Origin of the sequence: Rhodococcus indonesiensis (assembly GCF_047782815.1) — a bacterium.
Lineage (GTDB): Bacteria > Actinomycetota > Actinomycetes > Mycobacteriales > Mycobacteriaceae > Rhodococcus > Rhodococcus indonesiensis.
In genome coordinates this window covers 3,996,259-4,014,599 of sequence record NZ_CP180630.1, presented here as the reverse complement: position 1 = coordinate 4,014,599, position 18,341 = coordinate 3,996,259, and the positions used below count along the sequence as shown (strand labels likewise).

17 protein-coding genes are annotated in these 18,341 nt (G+C 72.0%); 14 read left to right on the top strand and 3 right to left on the bottom strand.

All coding sequences use genetic code 11. The annotated features are described in order from the left end of the window. Positions 1 to 54 precede the first annotated feature (54 nt). From ACM26Y_RS18355 to ACM26Y_RS18310, 10 genes are all read left to right on the top strand, one after another. Positions 55 to 345 (top strand): glutaredoxin family protein, encoded by a 291-nt coding sequence (locus ACM26Y_RS18355; RefSeq protein WP_416061528.1) that lies wholly within the window; start codon positions 55 to 57, stop codon positions 343 to 345. Positions 346 to 505: 160 nt separating this feature from the next. Next, positions 506 to 1,402 carry a redox-sensing transcriptional repressor Rex gene (locus tag ACM26Y_RS18350; RefSeq protein ID WP_193788768.1) on the top strand — a complete coding sequence of 299 codons (897 nt, stop codon included), beginning with the start codon at positions 506 to 508 and terminating at the stop codon, positions 1,400 to 1,402. Next, positions 1,399 to 2,853, top strand: coding sequence for a glutamyl-tRNA reductase (locus ACM26Y_RS18345; RefSeq protein WP_003937557.1), 1,455 nt, complete (start codon positions 1,399 to 1,401; stop codon positions 2,851 to 2,853). Before ACM26Y_RS18350 ends, ACM26Y_RS18345 begins: the two co-directional genes overlap by 4 nt. Beyond that, complete coding sequence (hemC, locus tag ACM26Y_RS18340; protein WP_289377853.1) at positions 2,850 to 3,863, top strand: hydroxymethylbilane synthase; 1,014 nt, start codon at positions 2,850 to 2,852, stop codon at positions 3,861 to 3,863. Before ACM26Y_RS18345 ends, hemC begins: the two co-directional genes overlap by 4 nt. A 63-nt stretch (positions 3,864 to 3,926) precedes the next feature. Continuing rightward, positions 3,927 to 5,492, top strand: coding sequence for a uroporphyrinogen-III synthase (locus tag ACM26Y_RS18335; RefSeq protein WP_003937559.1), 1,566 nt, complete (start codon positions 3,927 to 3,929; stop codon positions 5,490 to 5,492). 76 nt (positions 5,493 to 5,568) lie between these two features. Further along, on the top strand, positions 5,569 to 6,546 hold the full coding sequence (hemB, locus tag ACM26Y_RS18330) for a porphobilinogen synthase (RefSeq protein WP_371383469.1): 978 nt from the start codon (positions 5,569 to 5,571) through the stop codon (positions 6,544 to 6,546). Then, positions 6,543 to 7,106: a hypothetical protein gene (locus ACM26Y_RS18325; RefSeq protein WP_081005231.1), complete on the top strand. Its 564-nt coding sequence runs from the start codon at positions 6,543 to 6,545 to the stop codon at positions 7,104 to 7,106. The genes hemB and ACM26Y_RS18325 overlap by 4 nt, the downstream gene beginning before the upstream one ends. A gap of 204 nt (positions 7,107 to 7,310) precedes the next feature. Next, a complete protein-coding gene (locus ACM26Y_RS18320; protein ID WP_416061527.1) occupies positions 7,311 to 7,805 on the top strand; it encodes a hypothetical protein in 495 nt (164 codons plus the stop codon). Positions 7,806 to 7,820: 15 nt separating this feature from the next. Continuing rightward, on the top strand, positions 7,821 to 8,105 hold the full coding sequence (locus ACM26Y_RS18315) for a metal-sensitive transcriptional regulator (protein ID WP_003937563.1): 285 nt from the start codon (positions 7,821 to 7,823) through the stop codon (positions 8,103 to 8,105). A 21-nt stretch (positions 8,106 to 8,126) separates the two neighbouring features. Continuing rightward, positions 8,127 to 9,281 (top strand): PQQ-dependent sugar dehydrogenase, encoded by a 1,155-nt coding sequence (locus ACM26Y_RS18310; protein WP_289377857.1) that lies wholly within the window; start codon positions 8,127 to 8,129, stop codon positions 9,279 to 9,281. Here ACM26Y_RS18310 and soxR read toward each other — a convergent pair. Further along, a complete protein-coding gene (gene soxR / locus ACM26Y_RS18305; protein ID WP_289377858.1) occupies positions 9,278 to 9,736 on the bottom strand; it encodes a redox-sensitive transcriptional activator SoxR in 459 nt (152 codons plus the stop codon). The two genes, ACM26Y_RS18310 and soxR, sit on opposite strands and share 4 nt — an antisense overlap. A 55-nt stretch (positions 9,737 to 9,791) precedes the next feature. Between soxR and ACM26Y_RS18300 the strand changes: the two genes are divergently transcribed. The 3 genes from ACM26Y_RS18300 (at position 9,792) to ACM26Y_RS18290 (ending at position 13,359) form a co-directional block, all read left to right on the top strand. Then, entirely contained in the window at positions 9,792 to 11,234 is a 1,443-nt protein-coding gene (locus ACM26Y_RS18300) for an MFS transporter (RefSeq protein WP_416061526.1), read from the top strand. A gap of 72 nt (positions 11,235 to 11,306) precedes the next feature. Beyond that, entirely contained in the window at positions 11,307 to 12,452 is a 1,146-nt protein-coding gene (locus ACM26Y_RS18295; protein WP_416061525.1) for a PQQ-dependent sugar dehydrogenase, read from the top strand. A 13-nt stretch (positions 12,453 to 12,465) separates the two neighbouring features. Further along, complete coding sequence (locus ACM26Y_RS18290) at positions 12,466 to 13,359, top strand: cyclase family protein (protein ID WP_416061524.1); 894 nt, start codon at positions 12,466 to 12,468, stop codon at positions 13,357 to 13,359. A gap of 23 nt (positions 13,360 to 13,382) precedes the next feature. On the opposite strand, the gene ACM26Y_RS18285 is transcribed toward ACM26Y_RS18290, so the two are convergent. Both ACM26Y_RS18285 and ACM26Y_RS18280 read right to left on the bottom strand, forming a co-directional pair. Beyond that, the gene (locus tag ACM26Y_RS18285; protein WP_416061523.1) at positions 13,383 to 15,314 is read right to left on the bottom strand and encodes an acyl-CoA dehydrogenase; all 1,932 of its coding nucleotides are present in this window, start codon (positions 15,312 to 15,314) and stop codon (positions 13,383 to 13,385) included. A gap of 9 nt (positions 15,315 to 15,323) precedes the next feature. Continuing rightward, complete coding sequence (locus ACM26Y_RS18280) at positions 15,324 to 16,892, bottom strand: ATP-binding protein (protein ID WP_416061522.1); 1,569 nt, start codon at positions 16,890 to 16,892, stop codon at positions 15,324 to 15,326. Between the two features lie 81 nt (positions 16,893 to 16,973). Here ACM26Y_RS18280 and hemL point away from each other — a divergent pair, with 81 nt between their 5' ends. Then, positions 16,974 to 18,296 (top strand): glutamate-1-semialdehyde 2,1-aminomutase, encoded by a 1,323-nt coding sequence (gene hemL / locus ACM26Y_RS18275; protein WP_054375244.1) that lies wholly within the window; start codon positions 16,974 to 16,976, stop codon positions 18,294 to 18,296. Positions 18,297 to 18,341 lie beyond the last annotated feature (45 nt).

The window sequence follows — 18,341 nt, the reverse complement described above, 5'->3', positions numbered from 1 at the left end:
TGTGGACCGGGGGTGTGACATTCGTCTCGGCGGGGTATGACGCACAGTTGACCCATGAGCGAACACCTGCCCGGGCCGTCCGCCGCACCCGGCGCCCCTCACGAGATCACCCTCCTCGTCCGAGCCGGCTGCGGCGCCTGCGCTCCCGCCCTGACGCTGCTCGAGCAACTGTGCGACGAGCTCGGCGCGGTCCTGACGTGCATCGATGTCGATCGGGCCGCCTCGACGGATCCCGACCTGCGTGCCGAATTCGGCGATCGTCTGCCGGTGGTGCTGCTCGACGGCCGGGAGCACAGCTACTGGGAGGTCGACGAGCCGCGATTGCGGGCCGATCTGGCCGGTTGAGCGCCCCCGGGCGGAACCGTGGTGCAGGTGAGAAGCACATTCGGGGCCGTTCGAGCAACTTTGTGCAGGGCTTCACAAGCGGTTACCGTGGTGTGAACGAATCCCCCGGATCACCGTGAGGACCGACGTGTACCCGTCGGCCGGACGAGGAGCCACGAACGTGACAGAGCTGCACCCCCCGCAGGGCGATGCCGCCCGCGGCGGCGTCGCCGAAGTCGACGGGGGTGCGTCTCCCGGTGTCCCCGTGCGGGACATCCCCCAGGCTACTGTGACGCGTCTCGCGACGTACCTGCGGGTCCTCGGAATGCTCGCCGACGAAGGCACGCTCATCGTCTCGAGCGAGGAACTCGCCACCGCATCCGGGGTCGGTTCCGCGAAACTCCGCAAGGATCTGTCCTTCCTCGGACCCAACGGGGTGCGTGGCGTCGGGTACGACGTGCTGCGCCTGCAAGCCCGCATCGAGAACGCACTCGGCCTCGACCGAGGGCACCGCGTGGTCCTCGTCGGCGTCGGCAATCTCGGCCGCGCGCTGGCCGGGTACTCAGGGTTCGACCGCCGCGGCTTCACGATGGCCGGACTGTTCGATGCCGACCCGGCGCGGGTGGGCACCCGGGTGGGGAACCTGACCATCCGGCACGTCGACGGGCTCGAAGCGGCCGCCCGCGAACTCGCTGCCACGATCGGTGTCATCGCGACCCCGGACGACGCTGCTCAGGGCGTATGCGACCGGCTGGTGCGTTCCGGCGTCCGGTCCGTGCTGAGCTTCGCCGCGACACCGCTCGAGGTGCCCGGCCACGTCGAGGTCCGGCGAGTCGATCTGTCCGTGGAAATGCAGGTCCTCTCGTTCCACAGTGCCCGCAACGACGCGCCGGTGGACGGCAGTCGTGCCGGCCTGCCCGATATCTGCCAGGTCGCGTCGGGCGAAGGGCGCCGGGCCGCGACCGGCGCGTCCCGGCTCACCGCCCAGAAGGCGAGCGCAACCGGGTTCACCGCATCAGGAAAGCCGAGCCCCGTGGCCTCGGCAGCGACAAGAAACGGATCGGTGATTGCGCCGTGAGTGTTCTCCTCGTCGGGGTCTCGCACAGGACCGCGCCCGTCTCGGTGCTCGAAAAGGTGGCCGTCACCGACACCGACCGACCCAAGCTCACCGACAAGATGATGGCCTCCGGCCACATCTCGGAGGCGATGATCGTCTCCACCTGCAACCGGGTGGAGATCTACGCGGTGGTCGACGCGTTCCACGGCGCGCTGGCCGACGTGAGCGAGCTCATGGCCGAGCACTCGGGCCTGACCCTCGTGGATCTGCACAAGCACGCGTACGTGCGCTACAGCGAGGCGGCCGCCGAGCACCTGTTCGCCGTGGCCAGCGGCCTCGACTCGATGGTGGTCGGTGAGCAGCAGATCCTCGGCCAGATCCGTACCGCCTACGCGAGCGCCGACGCCCAGCAGGCTGCCGGCCGGGCCCTGCACGAGCTGGCTCAGCAGGCGCTGCGCGTGGGCAAGCGAGTGCACAGCGAGACCGGCATCGACGCGGCGGGTGCGTCCGTGGTGTCGGTGGCACTGGACAAGGCCGCGACAGTGCTCGACGGTCTGGCCGGCCGCACCGCCGCCGTGATCGGTGCGGGCGCGATGGGCGGACTCGCCGTCGCGCACCTCACCCGTGCCGGGATCGCGCGCATCGTGGTGGTCAACCGGACCCGTGAGCGCGCCGAGCGGCTCGCCGAGACAGCCCGCGGCAACGGCATCGAGGCAGATGTGCTGTCGTTCGACCGGCTCGCGGCCGCGTTGTCGCAGGCCGACGTGGCCGTCACCTGCACGGGTGCGGTCGGTACGGTCGTCACCCTCGCCGACGCGCACCGGGCCCTCGCGCAGCCCGAGCGGAGCACCCGACCGCTGGTGATCTGCGATCTCGGCCTGCCGCGCGACGTGGAGCCGGCCGTCTCGGGTCTGCCCGGCGTCACCGTCTTCGACATGGAGTCGCTGCAACGCGATCCCGCGGCCGGTGCCGCCGCCTCCGACACCGACGCGGCTCGCTCGATCGTGGCCGCCGAGCTTGCCGACTACCTCGCTTCCCAGCGTCTGGCCGAGGTCACCCCCACCGTCACCGCGCTGCGTCAGCGCGCCGCCGAGGTCGTCGAGGGCGAGCTGCTGCGGCTCGAGTCCCGGCTGCCGGGACTCGACGACGGCCAGCGCGGCGAGGTGGCCCGCACGGTGCGCCGCGTCGTCGACAAGCTGCTGCACGCACCGACGGTGCGCGTCAAGCAGCTGGCGTCCACTCCGGGCGGCGACCAGTACGCCGAGGCGCTGCGCGAGCTGTTCGAATTGCGTCCGGGTGCTGCCGAGGCCGTCGCCACCCCGGTGGCGAAGGAACTCGGCGCGCTCCCCGACGTGACCGGCGCGACCGACCTGTCGGCCGCGCTGGATCCGGCCGTCACCACGGAACTGCGGTCGCCCCGGAAGCAGTCGCCCGGGGCGCTGGGAGCTTCTCGAGAGGAAAGGCAGGCATGAGCGCCGAGGTCGCATCGGATACCCGGATCGAAACCGGAACCGGCAGCCGCACGCTGCGGATCGGAACGCGCGGCAGCCTGCTGGCGACGACGCAGGCGGGCACCGTCCGGGATGCGCTGATCGCCGCCGGCCATCCCGCCGAGTTGGTCGTCATCACCACCAAGGGCGACGTCACCGCGGGCCCGGTCGAGCGGATCGGTGTCGGCGTCTTCACCGCCGAGCTGCGGGAGGCGCTGCTCGCCGGCGACGTCGACCTGGCCGTGCATTCGTACAAGGACCTTCCGACCGCGCAGGATCCGCGACTGGTGATCGCGGCCGTGCCGCCGCGGGAGGATCCGCGCGACGCGCTCGTCGCCCGCGACGGACTGGTCCTCGGCGAGCTGCCGCCGGGCTCGCGCGTGGGCACCTCCGCGCCGCGGCGGCGTGCCCAGCTCGCCGCCATGGGCCTGGGCCTCGACATCCGGCCGCTGCGCGGCAACATCGACACCCGGCTCGGGAAGGTTGCGTCCGGCGAACTGGACGCCATCGTCATTGCGCGCGCGGGACTTTCGCGTATCGGCCGACTCGACCGGATCACCGAGTCCCTCGAACCGGTGCAGATGCTACCGGCGCCCTCCCAGGGTGCCCTCGCGGTCGAATGCCGCGCGGAGGACACCGCACTGATCGAGATCCTCGCCGGTCTCGACGACCGCGCCAGCCGCGCGGCGGTCGTCGCCGAACGGGCGCTGCTCGCGGAGCTCGAGGCCGGCTGCACCGCCCCCGTCGGGGCCGTTGCCGAGGTCGTCGAGTCCCTCGACGACGACGGCCGCGTCATCGAGGAACTGTCCGTGCGCGGCTGCGCCGCCGCGCTCGACGGCTCGGACGTGCTGCGCGCCAGCGCCGTCGGTGCCACCAGCCGCGCCGAGGAGCTGGGCCGGGCGGTGGCTCGCGAGTTGCTCGATCTCGGTGCGCGCGAGCTGATGGCCGACCGGGGGGACGACGCGCCGGAACAGGGCACGGCCGATGTTTGACGCCTTCCGTCCGCACCTCAGGTTTCCCATTACCGCAGATTCGACCGCACTGGAGAATGACCGATGAGCCGAGTCCGTAAGCACAATCCCGGACGGATCCTGTTCGTGGGAGCTGGGCCGGGCGACCCGGCTCTGCTGACCGTGCGCGCCCGCGACGTGCTCGCGGGTGCGACGATCGCCTTCACCGACCCCGACGTCGACAGGGGGGTGGTGGCGCTCGTGGGCACCACCGCCGGCCGGGACGCGGAGACCGGGGAGCCCCTCGCCGAGGTGCGTCCCGCACTGGGTGAGCCCACCGAGGTCGCCAAGACCCTCGTCGCGGAGGCGAAGAACGGCCACGATGTCGTGCGCCTCGTCGCCGGCGACCCGCTGACCACCGACTCGGTGATCGCCGAGGTCAACGCCGTCGCCCGCACCCACGTGGTGTTCGAGGTCCTGCCGGGCCTGACTCCCGGCTCGGCCGTGCCGAGCTACGCCGGCATGGCGCTGGGCTCGTGCCACACCGAGGTCGACGTGCGCGGCGAGGTGGACTGGGCGGCGCTCGCCGCCGCTCCCGGCCCGCTGGTGCTGCACGCCACGTCCGGTCATCTCGCGGAGACTGCCAGCGCCCTTGTCGAGCACGGGCTCGCGCCGCAGACCCCGGCGGCGATCACCGTCCGTGGCACGACACGGCAGCAGCGCACCGTCGAAGCCACCCTCGCCACGCTCAACGACGCCGGCTCCGAACTCGTCGGCCCGCTCGTCGTCACCGTCGGCAAGATCGTCGCGCAGCGCGGCAAGCTCTCGTGGTGGGAGTCCCGCGCCCTGTACGGCTGGACGGTGCTGGTGCCGCGCACCAAGGAGCAGGCCGGGGAGATGAGCGAGCGGCTCGTCACGCACGGTGCGATCCCGATCGAGGTGCCGACCATCGCGGTGGAGCCGCCCCGCAGTCCGGCCCAGATGGAGCGGGCCGTCAAGGGACTCGTGGACGGCCGCTACCAGTGGGTGGTGTTCACCTCCACGAACGCGGTGCGCGCGGTGTGGGAGAAGTTCGAGGCCTTCGGACTCGACGCTCGCGCCTTCTCGGGTGTGAAGATCGCGTGTGTCGGACAGGCGACGGCGGACAAGGTGCGCTCGTTCGGGATCACCCCCGAGCTGGTGCCCTCCGGTGAACAGTCCAGCGAGGGGCTGCTCGCCGAATTCGCGCCGTACGACGACGTTTTCGATCCGGTCAACCGGGTGCTGCTGCCGCGCGCCGACATCGCCACCGAAACCCTCGCGGAGGGTCTGCGCGAGCGAGGCTGGGAGATCGACGACGTGACCGCCTACCGCACGGTGCGGGCGGCACCGCCGCCGGCCGAGACCCGCGAGATGATCAAGACCGGTGGGTTCGACGCGGTGTGCTTCACCTCGTCGTCGACGGTCCGGAACCTCGTGGGTATCGCGGGTAAGCCGCACGCGCGCACCATCGTCGCGTGCATCGGGCCGAAGACCGCGGAGACCGCGATCGAGTTCGGGCTGCGGGTGGATGTGCAGCCGGAGACCGCGCAGATCGGTCCCCTGGTGGAGGCGCTCGCCGAGCACGCCGCCCGGTTGCGGGCCGAGGGCGCACTGCCGCCGCCCCGCAAGAAGTCCCGCGCCCGCCGCTGACCCCCCGTGCGCGGTTCCGGTAGCCACCGCTACCGGAACCGCGCACGGCTTGCCTGCCTGGAAGGTGAGTACGCCGATGTATCCCGATGTCCGTCCCCGCAGGCTGCGCACCACCCCGGCAATGCGCCGGCTGGTGGCCGAAACGTCCCTCGAGCCGCGGCATCTGGTGCTCCCGATGTTCGTCGCCGACGGCCTCGACGCGCCGCGGGAGATCCCGTCGATGCCCGGCGTGTACCAGCACACCCCCGATTCGCTGCCCGCCGCGGCGACCGCGGCGGTCGAGGCCGGCGTGGGTGGGCTGATGCTCTTCGGCGTGCCGCGCGCCGAGGACAAGGACGCCCGCGGATCGGGCGGCACCGACCCGGACGGCGTGCTCAACCGTGCGCTGCGGGACCTGCGCGCCGAACTCGGCGATGCGACGGTCCTGATGGCCGACACGTGCCTCGACGAGTTCACCGACCACGGTCACTGCGGCGTCCTGGGCGCCTCGGGTGAGGTGGACAACGACGCCACCCTCGAGCGGTACGCGGAGATGGCCGTCGCCCAGGCCGAGGCCGGCGCGCATCTGCTCGGTCCGAGCGGGATGATGGACGGTCAGGTCGCGTCCATCCGCGCGGCGCTCGACGCCGCGGGGCATCAGGACGTGGGGCAGATCGCGTATTCCGCGAAGTACGCCTCCGCGTTCTACGGACCGTTCCGGGACGCGGTGGGGTCCTCGCTCGAGGGCGATCGGCGCACCTACCAGCAGGATCCGGCGAATCGCCGGGAGGCGCTGCGCGAGGTCGATCTCGACCTCGCCGAAGGCGCCGACGTGGTGATGGTCAAGCCCGCGATGGCGTATCTCGACGTGCTGCGCGAGGTCGCCGACCGTTCGGACGTGCCCGTCGCGGCGTATCAGATCTCGGGCGAGTACGCGATGATCACCGCCGCCGCGCAGAACGGCTGGATCGACCGGGACGCGGCGATCCTGGAGTCGCTGACGAGCATCCGTCGCGCCGGTGCCGACATCGTGCTCACGTACTGGGCGGCCGAGGTCGCGGGCCGGCTCTCGTGAGCACGCCCGAACCGTCGCAGTGGCCCGGGCCGCCGGACACTCCGCCCGGTCCGGCACCGGCGCAGCGGCGCCCCACGCCCGTGGACGTCGAGACCGCGTTCCAGTTGTGGTGCGCGGTCGCGGTCCTGGGGTTGGTGTACCTCGGCGCGAGTGTGCTGCTGATGTGGGAGCGCAGGGACGAGTTCGTCGATCAGATGACGGCGGAACTGGCCCGGCAGACACCCCCGGTGGACATGCCGCGGGAGACGGTGGAGTCGTTGCTGCCGTTGGGATTCGGCATCACCGCCGTCCTGGGTCTGGTGTTCACCGGCCTGTTCCTGCTCGTGGCCTTCGCGATGCGCCGCGGCCGGAACTGGGCGCGCATGCTGCTCACGATGATCGGTGTCTTCCTGACCGTCACGGCGATCCCGACGGTGTTCGGCGTGGGTGCGCTGGGCGGCGGTGCCGGCCTCGTGATCGGTCTGGTGAGCATCCTGCAGGGGGTGTGTTCCGTCGGGGCGATCGTGCTCATGCACCGCCGCGAGTCGAATCTGTACTTCCTCCGGTTGCCCCCGAGCTGACCCGACGGGCGCACGGAGTACGGTGTCTGACGACCCACGGCCCGCGCGGTCGTTTCCGACGAGCGAAGAGGACTTTCATGCAGGTGGAGCCCCGGCCGTACGGTCGTCGTCGCGAGCTGGTCCTGATCGGCCTCATCGCCGTCCTGGGCGTGGTGACGCTGGTGCTGGTCGTCGTTCCGGGCATGCTCAGCGCCTGACCGCGACGTGAACGAGCCGACCGAGCCCCGCTTCCACGAACCCGGTGCCCGTTGGCGCACCGTGGCATTCGGGCCGGTGCTGTGCGCCGTCGCGCTCGTCGTGGAACTGGCGACCGGGCCGGTGGTGCACTGGGTCGCGCTGCCGGTGATCGCTCTGGTGCTCAGTGGCTTCGCGTACGTGATGGTCGTCGCGGCCCGACGGCACGTGAGCGTGGAGCTGACCGCGAAGACGCTGCGCCTCGGGACCGAGGAACTGCCGGTCGAGGAGATCGATGCGGTGCTGCCCGCGGCCGATCCCCGGGCCCTGGATCCCGAGCGCTGGGAGACCGCGCGGCCGCTGGGGGAGCTGTCGAACGTGCCGCGGGGCCGGACGGCCGTCGGCCTGCGGTTGCGGGGTGGCGCTCTGGTGCGGGCGTGGGCCAGGGACGACGAGCGGCTACGGTCCGAACTCGAGGCCTTGCTGGCCGAGCGCACCGATCCCCCTTGCCCTAATACCCCCTAGGGGTACGATACGAGTATGGCCGGATACACCCCGCACCAGGAGGACCTGCTCAAGCGCCTGCGCCGCATCGAGGGGCAGGTAGCGGGCATCGCCCGGATGATCGAAGACGACCGCTACTGCATCGACGTCCTGACCCAGGTCTCTGCCGTCACCAAGGCCCTGCAGACGGTCTCGCTCAAGCTGCTCGACGCGCACCTGGCCGGCTGCGTCGTCGACGCCGCCCGGCAGGGCGGACCGGAGGCCGACGCGAAGATCCAGGAGGCCTCGGACGCCATAGCGCGCCTCGTCCTCAAACCCTGACCACCGAGGAGCCCGACCGGCATGCGGATCGCCCACGCACTGTGCGCTGCGGCGCTGGCCTGCGTCCTGACCGCATGTACGTCCGAGGAGCCCGCGCGGACCGTGCGCTCGGGCGCGCCCGCCCCGGTCCCCGACGCGGGAACCCCGCCGCGGGTCACCGTCACCACCGTCGTCGACGGTCTCGACCATCCGTGGGACGTGGTGCAGGCCCCCGACGGGACGTTGCTGACCGGTGAACGCTCGGGCCGGTTCGTCGTCCGCCGGCCCGACGGGCGCGTCGAGGAGCTGCGCGCCGACCTGTCGGACCTGTACGCGGTGGGGGAGACCGGGCTCATGGGCGTCGCGCTCGCCCTCGATTTCGAGGACAGCCGCACCGTGTACACGTGCCAGGGGCACCGCGACCCCGACGACGTCCGCGTCTACGCCTGGACCGTCGATCCCGGCTGGACCACCATGACGCGGCAGCGCACCGTCGTCGAGGGGCTGCCGGTCGCCCGCGGCGGCCGCCACGCCGGCTGCCGCATCCTCGTGCACCCCGACGGCACCCTGTACATCGGCACGGGCGACGCCACCCGCCCGACGGCGCCGCAGGATCCCGGCAGCCTCGGCGGCAAGGTGCTGCACCTGAACCCCGACGGGACGCCGGCGCCCGGCAACCCGGACCCGGGCAGCGTCGTGTTCACCCTCGGCCACCGCAACGTGCAGGGGCTGGCGCTGCAGCCCGGCACCGGCCGGCTCTACTCGGTCGAGCAGGGCAGCAGCCGCGACGACGAGGTCAACCTGCTCGTGCCGGGCGGCAACTACGGCTGGCGCCCCGACCGGGAACCCGGCACGTACGACGAGTCGGTGCCGATGACCGATCCCGAGCGCGTCCCCGGAGCGATCCCGGCGGTGTGGAGTTCCGGATCGCCCACCATCGCCACCCCCGGGCTGGCGTTCGCGGCCGGACCGCAGTGGGGCCCGTGGTCCGGTGCACTCGTCGTCAGCAGCCAGCAGGGCGAGAAGCTGCTGCTGCTGCGCCTGTCCGACGACGGCCGCAGCGTGACCGAATCGGCCGAACTGCTCGAGGGGGAGTACGGGCGCCTGCGGTCGCTCACCCCACTGCCCGACGGTTCGCTCCTCGTCACCACCGACAACGGCTCCGACGACAGGGTGCTGCAGGTCGCCCCCGTCTAACGCGCCCCCGGGTCGACGCGCCGCGCGCCCGCGCCGTCCTCGCCCAGCCGATCACCCGGATTGAACAGTGTGCAGGCCTGCAGCGACAGACAGCCGCAGCCGATGCACCCCGCCAGCTCGCGCTGCATCCGGTCGATCGCCTGCTTGCGTTCCTCGAGTCGCTCGTGCCATGCCCGCGAGATGCGCATCCAGTCCCGCCGGGTCGGGGGCCGTTCGGCCGGCAACGCCGAGAACACCTCGGCCACCTCGACCAGCGGAATGCCGAAGCGGGTCGCCAACTGGATGATCGAGATTCGCCGGATCGTGTGCCGGGGGAAGCGGCGTGTGCCGCCTGCGGTGCGGTGTGCCGTCACGAGTCCCAGCGACTCGTAGTAGCGAATCGCAGACACGGCAGCTCCCGTGCGCCGGGAGACCTCACCGATTGCCAGCAGTTCTTCGCTCGTGCGGCTCGTCACGACTCCGTTCCCCGCTCTTGATCTCGAGTGCACTTGAGACTCTACAGTCACCGTCATGCAAGGATCCACGACTCGTCCCGGCACCTGGTCGGAACTTCTCGGGCGCGAATACCTCGGTACGGCAGCGGTTCTCGCTGGTGGAGTTGCCCTCTATGCCACCAACGTGTACCTCACCGCGAGCCTGCTGCCGACCGCAGTCGAGGAGATCGGCGGTCACGCCTACTACGCGTGGACGGCGACGGTGTTCCTCCTCGCTTCGGTGGTCTCCTCGACGACCGTGGCCCGGATCCTCGCCGTACGCGGACCCCGGGGCGCCTACCTCCTGGGGCTGGGGGCTTTCGCGGCCGGCACCCTCGTGTGCGCGCTCGCCCCGTCCATGGAGACGCTGCTGGCGGGCCGGGCGGTCCAAGGACTCGGCGGCGGCCTGCTCGCCGGACTCGGCTACGCAGTCCTGAACAGTGCTCTGCCCGAACGCCTCTGGAGCCGCGGCGCGGCGCTCGTGTCGGCGATGTGGGGTGTGGGGACCTTCGCGGGACCCGCCGTCGGCGGCGTGTTCGCCCAGTTCCACGCCTGGCGATGGGCGTTCGGCGCGTTGCTGGTCTGCACGCTCGCGGTCGCAACCGCGGTGCCCTTCACCCTGGCGGCGCACGCCCGCGGATCGCGCGCTGCCGGCAGGATTCCGCTCGGTTCGCTGGCCCTCCTCACCGCCGCGACCCTGGCGGTCAGCGTGGCCGCCGTCGTGACCGGCGGTGCGTCCACGATCGCCCTGCTCGCGGTCGCGTCCGCTGCCGTGGTCGCGTTCGTCGCCGTCGACCGTCGCAGCCCCCACGGCATCCTGCCGGCGGCGACATTCACCACCGCCAGGCTGCGCTGGGTGTACCTGACGATCGCAGGGCTGGCGGTCGTCTCGACCGCCGAGACGTTCGTTCCGTTGTTCGGGCAGCGCCTCGCCGGCCTCGCGCCGCTGGCCGCCGGCTTCCTCGGTGCCACCCTCGCGGTGGGGTGGACGCTCGGTGAGATGCCGAGCGCCTCGGCGTCCGCGCCCCGGACCGTGCGCCGCATCGTAGTGAGTGCTCCGGTGCTCGTCGGCCTCGGCCTCGCGCTCATGGCGGCCGCCGTGCGTGACGAGGCCGGACCGGCTGCAGTCGCGGCGTGGGTCACGGGACTGGTCGTCACGGGCGCGGGCATCGGCATCGCGTGGCCGCACCTTGCGGTCGCCGCGATGAACGCCGTCCCCGACCCGCGCGAGAGCGGCAAGGCGTCCGCTGCGATCAACACCGTCCAGTTGATCGCGAACGCGTTCGGCGCAGCACTGGCCGGAGTCCTGGTCAACGCGGGACAACCGTCCGGCGTGCGTTCGGCGCGGCTGCTGCTGTTCGGGTTCGCCGCCGTGGCGGTGCTCGGCATGCTCGCCGCCCGCCGGGCGGTTCCGGCGCGCGGCGAGCGGCTCCGGTCGGCACCCGCGGACGCTTCCGCAGCGGAACCCGAACGAATCTGACGCCGCCGCGCGTGTCGTCACCGTCCGGCGCGGCCCGTGTCCGTAGCATCCCCGGGATCCGGCGAAGAGGAGATGCGCGTGCGAATCTCGGGGAGCTGCGCGGCGGCGATCGCAGTCGGCCTGCTCGCGGCCGGGACGTCGAGCGCCCATGCGGCGCCACCCGAGGCCGGCGCGCTACCCGAGCTGACCGTGACGCCGCTGATGGAGGGGCTGAGCAAGCCGTGGGACGTCGTCGCCGCTCCGGACGGCACGATCCTCACCGGAGAACGCCGGGGCCGCTTCGTGGTCCGGGATCCGAACGGTGCCGTCCGGGAGGTGCGCGCCGACCTGTCCGACCTGTACGCCGAGGGCGAGACCGGCCTGATGGGTCTGGCGCTGGCGGCGGATTTCAGGACGAGCCGGACCCTCTACAGCTGTCAGGGCCACCGCGGTCCCGACGGCACCGACATTCGGGTGCAGTCCTGGACGGTCGATCCCGGATGGACGGAACTGACCCGTGGCGCCACCGTGCTCGCCGGCATCCCGGTCGGGCAGGGCGGCCGTCACGGCGGGTGCCGGCTGTTCGCCCATCCCGACGGGTCGCTGTTCGTCGGGACGGGCGACACCGCCCACCCCCAGGTGCCTCAGGACCGGAACAGCCTGGGCGGCAAGGTGCTCCACATCGATCCGGACGGCACCCCGGCGGCGGGAAACCCCGACCCGGACAGTCCCGTGTTCACTTTCGGCCACCGCAACGTGCAGGGGCTGGCGCTGCGTCCCGGTACGGGCGAGCTCTATGCCGTCGAACAGGGCACCGTCCGCGACGACGAGGTGAATCTCCTGCAGCCCGGCGGCAACTACGGCTACCGCCCCGACCGCTTCCCGTTCGTCTACGACGAGTCGGTGCCCATGACCGATCCGGCCCGCGTTCCGGGAGCGATCGGGGCCGTGTGGAGTTCCGGTGCCCCCACCCTCGCGACTCCCGGCGGCACCTTCGTCACCGGTGCCGGCTGGCAGGGCTGGGACGGCGCGCTGGTGATCACGAGCCAGCAGCAGGAGAAACTCCTGTTCCTCGAACTGACCGCCGACGGGCGGTCGGTGGACGAGACCGCGACCGCGCTCGAAGGGCAGTTCGGCAGGCTGCGGTCGGTGACCGCACGGCCCGACGGCGCGCTGCTCGTCACGACGGACAACGGCCGCGACGACCGGGTCCTGCTGGTGGAACCCGCCGCCGACTGAGAGGGCGAGACGAATGTGCTCACCGGCCGTGCTGGACCGGGCGTACCGCGAAATCGAGGACGGCCGGGCGCGATTCGGCCGCCGGTCCTTCCTCGCGGCCCTCGGCGCGAGCGCCGCGGGTCTCGGCGCGAGCGCCGCGGGTCTCGGCGTGAGCGCCGCGGGTCTGGGCGCTGCGACCGCCGCCGCGGCGCCGGCACGAGCCGGTGGGGACACCGCCGCCGTGCGGGCCGACACGGTGATCGACCTGACCCACACGCTGACCCCGCAGTTCCCGGTATGGCCCGGCAACGAACAGTTCGCGATGCGTCCCGTGGCCACGTTCGACACCGGGCGATTCGCCGTCAACGCGATGTCGCTGTGGGAGCACACCGGCACCCACCTCGACGCCCCGGCCCACATCGTGCGCGGCGGCGCCACCGTCGAGGCGCTGCCGGTGCGGGACTTCGTAGCCCCGCTCGCCGTCGTCGACATCGCCGGCAAGGCCGCGCAGGACGACGACGCGGTGGTCACCGTCGACGACGTGGCGGCATGGGAACGGCAACACGGCCCGATCCCGCCGGGCGCCCTCGTCGTGATGCACTCGGGGTGGGAGGCCCGCCTCGCCGACCCCGCCCGCTTCGTCAACGCCGACGCACTCCGCATCCCGCACGCACCGGGCTTCGACCGCGATGCGGTGCGCATGCTCGTGCACGAACGGAACGTCGTGGGACTCGGCGTCGACACCCTGAGCCTCGACCGGGCGGGCGACGTCGGCGCCCACGTGGAGCTGCTCGGCGCGGGCCGCTACGGCATCGAGGCGATGGCGAACCTCGCCACCGTGCCGCCGCGCGGCGCGACCGTCGTCGTCGGCGCGCCCAAGCACGCCGGCGGCACCGGTGGGCCGTGCCGGGTACTGGCGCTGGTCTGAATCCGGCACCCGGCCCGACACGGTCAGCCGAGGCGACCGGCGTCCGTGGCGTCGAGCATCGCCGACCCGAGCAGATGCTCCGGCACGCCGAGGCCCTCGACGAGGGCCGGCACGTGGGGACGCAGGGTCCGGCAGCGCTCGTTGATGCCGCGCAGCACCGCCTTCGCCCGTTCCACCGACAGCTGCCGGTGCTCCATGTACCAGGCCTTGTCCTCGTCGATGACGCTGAGCGCGTAGAGGTCGCACAGGTCCGACAGCAGCTCGCGGGCCTCCGCGTCGGGACACGACTCGATCCCGGCGACGAACGCCTCGAGCACGACCCGGTCGATGTGGGCACGCGCCGCGTGCAGCACGTGGTCCTGCACGAAGTTGAAGGCGTCGAACAGGTTCTCCTCGCGGTTCGACGCGGCCTGCAGTCGCCGCGCCGCCGTCGAGAGCAGGTACTGTTCCCGGTCCTCGAACATCGTCATCTGCGTGCCCCGGTCGAAGAGGCTGCCGTCCTCCTCGTTGTCCTTCCGGGTGTCGACGAGCGTCTGGATGATCTGCTGCGCGGCGGTGCGCTTCTTGACGATGTCCGACACCGTGACGGCGGCGAACTTCATCCATTCCACCGGGCTCATGCCACGGACCTCGTCCGCGTAGGCGGTGAGCAGTTCCTTGGCGACGAGCTGGGTCAGCACGTGGTTGTCGCCCTCGAACGTGGTGAACACGTCCGTGTCCGCCTTCAGCGCGGTGAGCCGGTTCTCGGCCATGTACCCGGCGCCGCCGCAGGCCTCACGGCACTCCTGGATGGCGCGCGTCGCATGGGCGGTGTTGGCGACCTTCAGCCCGGCCGCGCGACCCTCGAGCTCACGCTGCTCCTGCGGATCCACCTCCTCGACGGGCGTGGTCTGGATCCGGTCCATGGTGGAGATCAGCTCGTTCTGCGCGAAGGTCAGCGCGTACGACCTGGCGATGAGCGGCAGCAGGCGACGCTGATGAACCAGATAGTCCATCAGCAGCACTTCCTTCTCGTCACCGGGAGCGCTGAACTGGCGGCGCTGCAGCGCATATCGCGTGGCGACGGACAGCGCGACGCGGGCCGCGGCACCCGCCGAGCCGCCGACGGTGACCCGGCCCCGCACGAGCGTGCCCACCATGGTGAAGAAGCGGCGGTTCGGATTCTCGATCGCCGAGACGTAGGTGCCGTCGGCCTCGACGTCGGCGTACCGGTTGAGCAGGTTCTCCCGCGGAATCCGCACGTGGTCGAACATGATCCGGCCGTTGTCCACGCCCGGCAGGCCGCCCTTGTGGCCGCAGTCGGAGGTGGTGACGCCGGGCAGGTCGTCGCCGTTCTCGTCGCGGATCGGCACGACGAAGCAGTGCACGCCCTGGGACTTGCCCCCGGTGATCAGCTGTGCGAACACCGCGGCGACCGTCGCGTGCTGCGCCGCCCCGCCGATGTAGTCCTTGCGCGAGGACGGCGTCGGGGAGTGGATGACGAACTCCTCGGTGCCCGGGTCGTACGAGGCCGTCGTCTCGAGCGACTGGACGTCGGAGCCGTGGCCGGTCTCGGTCATCGCGAAGCAGCCGAGCAGGTCGAGGTCGATGAGGGGGTTGATGTAGCGGTCGTGGTGGCGGGCCGTGCCGAGATTCTCGATCGCGCCGCCGAACAGGCCCCACTGCACCCCGGCCTTGACCATCAGGGACAGGTCCGACATGGCGAGTATCTCGATCGACGCCACCGCGCCGCCGGCGTCGCCGCCGCCGCCCACCGCCTTCGCGAAGCCCGCCCGGGCGTAGCCGGATTCCGCGAGCATCCGCATCTGCTTCAGCGTGATCGCCCGGGCCTCGTCCAGGTCCGGGGTGTAGTGCGGGGCGAACTCGGGCCGGTCCAGGTCCGTGCGTGCCCGCTCGCGCGCCTGCCGCCACGCGCCGTCCAGGGTGATGCGGATGTGCTCAGCTGCGGTCGTCATGAAACGACACTAGGACGATTCGGGCCCTTCGTGTGGGTATGTGAGAACGTCGGTATCGGCTGCGGCATGCGCCCAGTCCGTCGGGACGTCCGCGCCCCCTTCCGGACTGACCCGGGTACCCACGCGCGCGAGCAGCGGAGTCGGGGCGATCGGCCCGGCGAACAGGGCCTGACCGAGCCCGAAGGTCGTGGCGCGGCGCAGCATCGCCGGGGGGACGTGGGAGAACAGGTGGGACAGCTCCTCGATGTCGGTGCTGCCGTTCATGCGCATCAGGAGCAGGTTGTCGCACTGGGAGACGACGTTCGGATGCACCTTCCCCGGACGCTGCGTCGCCACGAACAGGTGCAGCCCGAACTTGCGTCCCTCACCGGCGATGAGCACCCCCAGGTCCGCGGTGCTCGACAACAACGGATCCGCCGTGACCGACGGCAGGATGTTGTGGGCCTCGTCCACCACGAGGAGCATGGGCAGGCGGCGCCGTCGCAGCATCCACACCCGGCCCAGCAGCCCGAGCGACACCGCGGCCCGCTCCCCGGGGGTGTTCAGGCTGCCGAGATCGATCACGAAGCACCGGCCCGCGCTCACGTCGAGTTCGGCGGCCGAGCGTTCCTCCCCCCGCCGCCACAGATCCCACGACGCGATCCCCAGATTGTCGATGCGGGTCGCCAGACGCCCCGTCTCAGGGTCCGCGGCCGCCGCGGACCGCACGTCCGCGACGGAGTAGGGGGCGTCGAGGGCGGCGGTGACGCGGCGCAGCGCCGAGTACTCGTCGAGGTCGTGCACCGGGTCCAGACGCAGCAGCAGGGCCTGCGCGACGAGGGGGAGGTCGCTCAGATCCAGGCACAGCAGGTGGTCGGCGCCGGTGCCGCGGGCCCGTACCACCCGCACGCCGGCGGCGGCCCGGCGATGCCGCTGCGCGACGGGGGACTCGTCCTCCGGATCCCGCAGCCGGCCGAGGTGCACGTGGTCGGAGTTGGGATCGAGCACCACGATCGGCAGGGTCGTCGCGGCGAGCAGCCGCTCGAGGACCGCCCCGGTGGTGTACGTCTTGCCGGAGCCGGACTGGCCGCACATGAAGGTGTGCCGGGCGAAGCCCGCCGGGTGCAGCCGCGCGGCCACGGCCGGGGTGTGCAGCAGGGTGCCGACGTCGAGGGTGCCGGTCAGGGCGGCCGCGAGCGTCGCGGTCTCGGCCGCGGTGGCCGGCCGCACATGCCGCTCGGGGAACGGTGCGACTTCCGGCGTGGCGGCGAACCGGCCGTCGCCGAACACGCCGAGCACACTCGCGGACCCCGCCAGCGTCCGCACCATGGCGCGGCCGCGCACGGAGCGCACCGGCAGACCCGGTTGGTCCACGTCGACGTCGACGTCTGCGCCCTCGCGCTCGACGATGCGCGCGCTGCGGACCTGCACGGCGAGAGGGCGCTCGTCGTCGAGTTCGACGACCGCGAATCCGCCGACCTCCAGGCCGACGTCCACCGGTCCGGTGAGAAGTACCTCACGTCCGTCGGCGGACAACGCGGCGGTGACGACCCGGAACCGGTCGGCGAGGGCGGTACGGACGTCGTCGAACGAGACCATGGTCACATTCCTACCGCAACGACCGCCGTTGCAGGGGCCGCGCCTTTTGGCAAATCCCGCGAAACTGGGACACTGGAGGTCGTGACTGCGACCCCCGATGCATCTCGCGCCCGCGACTCCGTATCCACCGCACTGTTCGACCGGGCGTCGAAGGTGATTCCCGGGGGTGTGAACTCTCCGGTCCGCGCATTCGGATCGGTCGGCGGCACCCCGCGCTTCGTCGCCTCCGCATCGGGCTGCACGCTGACCGACGTCGATGGCAATTCGTATGTCGACCTGGTGTGTTCGTGGGGGCCGATGATCCTCGGCCATGCGCACCCGGCCGTCGTCGACGCGGTGCGCAGTGCCGCCACGACGGGACTGTCGTTCGGCGCGCCGACCGCCGGCGAGGTGGAACTCGCGGAGGAGATCGTGGCCCGCGTCGAGCCCGTCGAGCAGGTCCGGCTCGTCAATTCCGGTACCGAGGCGACGATGAGCGCGGTGCGGCTGGCGCGCGGATTCACCGGCCGGACCAAGATCGTCAAGTTCGCGGGCTGTTATCACGGTCACGTCGACGCCCTGCTCGCCGACGCCGGATCCGGCGTCGCCACCTTCGGGCTGCCGACGTCGCCGGGGGTGACGGGCGCTCAGGCCGAGGACACGATCGTCCTGCCGTACAACGACCTCGAGGCGGTGCGCGCGGCGTTCGCGGCCGAACCGGGGAAGATCGCGGCGGTGATCACCGAAGCCGCTGCCGGCAACATGGGCACCGTCCCGCCGGTGCCCGGCTTCAACGCCGGTCTGCGCGAGCTGACCCGCGAGCACGGCGCGCTGCTGATCATGGACGAGGTGATGACCGGGTTCCGGGCGGGACCGGCCGGGTGGTACGGCATCGACGGCGTCGCCGGTGACCTCATGACGTTCGGCAAGGTGATGAGCGGCGGACTGCCCGCGGCCGCATTCGGTGGCCGCGCCGACGTGATGGCTCATCTCGCGCCGGCCGGGCCCGTGTACCAGGCCGGCACCCTGTCGGGCAATCCGGTCGCCGTCGCGGCCGGCCTCGCCAGCCTGCGCGCCGCCGACAGCGACGCCTACGCCGCGCTCGACCGCAACGCCACCACCCTCGGACGGATGATCGGTGAGGCACTGACGGCGGAGGGCGTGGCCCACCGGGTCCAGTTCGCCGGCACCATGCTCAGCGTGTTCTTCACCGAGGAGCCGGTCACCGACTACGCGCAGGCCAAGGCCGCGCAGACGTGGCGGTTCCCCGCGTTCTTCCATGCCCTGCTCGACCACGGCGTCTACGCCCCGCCGAGCGCGTTCGAGACGTGGTTCGTCTCGTCCGCGCTCGACGACGACGCGTTCTCCCGCATCGCCGACGCACTGCCGCACGCCGCGAAGGCCGCGGCAGCCGCCACCGCCTGAGCGCGCCTCTTCCAGGCCGTCCACACCCGCCGCACACCCGAGGAA